The organism is Paracoccus sediminilitoris (assembly GCF_003259195.1).
GTDB lineage: Bacteria > Pseudomonadota > Alphaproteobacteria > Rhodobacterales > Rhodobacteraceae > Paracoccus > Paracoccus sediminilitoris.
Map to the genome: position 1 here is coordinate 1 of NZ_QJPK01000078.1, position 995 is coordinate 995.

Consider the following 995-nt stretch of genomic DNA (forward strand, 5'->3'; position numbering starts at 1 on the left):
CACGTGGAATACGAGTCCGAGTCGCGCCACTATGCGCACGTGGACTGCCCCGGCCACGCCGACTACGTGAAGAACATGATCACCGGTGCCGCCCAGATGGACGGCGCGATCCTGGTCGTGAACGCCGCCGACGGCCCCATGCCGCAGACGCGCGAGCACATCCTGCTGGGTCGCCAAGTGGGCATCCCCTACATGGTCGTCTACCTGAACAAGGTCGACCAGGTGGATGACGAAGAGCTGCTGGAACTGGTCGAGATGGAAGTGCGCGAGCTGCTGTCCTCCTACGACTACCCGGGCGACGACATTCCGATCATCAAGGGTTCGGCCCTTGCTGCCATGGAAGGCCGCGACCCCGAGATCGGCGAGAACTCGATCCGTGAGCTGATCGCCGCCGTCGACAGCTATATCCCGACGCCCGAGCGCGCCGTGGACCAGCCCTTCCTGATGCCGATCGAAGACGTGTTCTCGATCTCGGGCCGTGGTACGGTCGTGACCGGCCGCGTCGAGCGCGGTGCCGTCAACGTCGGCGACGAACTGGAGATCGTGGGCATCCGCGACACCAAGAAGACGACCTGCACGGGCGTGGAAATGTTCCGCAAGCTGCTGGATCGTGGTGAGGCTGGCGACAACGTCGGCGTCCTGCTGCGCGGCATCGACCGTGAAGGCGTGGAACGCGGCCAGGTGCTGTGCAAGCCCAAGTCGGTGAACCCGCACACCAAGTTCGAAGCCGAAGCCTATATCCTGACCAAGGAAGAGGGTGGCCGTCACACGCCGTTCTTCGCCAACTACCGTCCGCAGTTCTACTTCCGCACGACCGACGTGACCGGAACCGTGAACCTGCCGGAAGGCACCGAGATGGTCATGCCCGGCGACAACCTGAAGTTCGAGGTCGAGCTGATCGCCCCGATCGCCATGGAAGAAAAGCTGCGCTTTGCTATCCGCGAAGGCGGCCGCACCGTCGGCGCAGGCGTCGTCTCCAAAATCATCGCCTGATC

The 995-nt window shown here is 63.8% G+C and carries 1 protein-coding gene; it reads left to right on the plus strand.

The annotated features are described in order from the left end of the window. Positions 1 to 993, plus strand: a 993-nt coding sequence (gene tuf, locus DKT70_RS17620) for an elongation factor Tu (RefSeq protein ID WP_111560339.1), incomplete at its 5' end; no start/stop codon positions are given. Positions 994 to 995: the final 2 nt, after the last annotated feature.